At 45.9% G+C, this 425-nt stretch carries 1 protein-coding gene; it reads right to left on the bottom strand.

Annotated features, from left to right (window positions below; translation table 11 throughout):
• Window positions 1-425, bottom strand: a 425-nt coding sequence (locus A3729_RS10810; RefSeq protein WP_197475796.1) for a protein phosphatase 2C domain-containing protein, incomplete at both ends; no start/stop codon positions are given.

Below are 425 nucleotides of genomic sequence, written 5' to 3'. Positions count from 1 at the left end.
CTCAAAGTTATTTCCCCGAAGGCGGTACACTCGGCTATCGCCGATATGAAATATATGCGCGACACGCGACTTGATAACCAAGGTCGACATTGTACTGATATAGCCATGCTCAGCCTGAAGATAACCAACCCCCTGCCCATATAACCAACGATTCAAAGCCGTTAATACTTTTTGAGCTGAGTTTTTAACTGTCCAGGAGTCAGGTGTACTGAAGAAGTCGGAGATAAAGTTCTTAACGCAGGTTTCGCTTGCCTCCTTGCCCGCCTCTGCACTACTGACTCCATCTGCAACAATAGCAACCATTCCCTTTACAGTTAATAGAGGCTCTTTCGGGACGTATATTCCGACAGAATCTTCATTTTGGTGCTTTAAGCCCTTTACTGATATTTGCCCTGCACTTGTACGAAGCCCGCTTTCTAGATGCA

The organism is Oleiphilus sp. HI0043 (assembly GCF_001634935.1).
The sequence above is the reverse complement of the archived record's forward strand: the minus strand, read 5'-3'. Positions and strand labels throughout refer to the sequence as shown.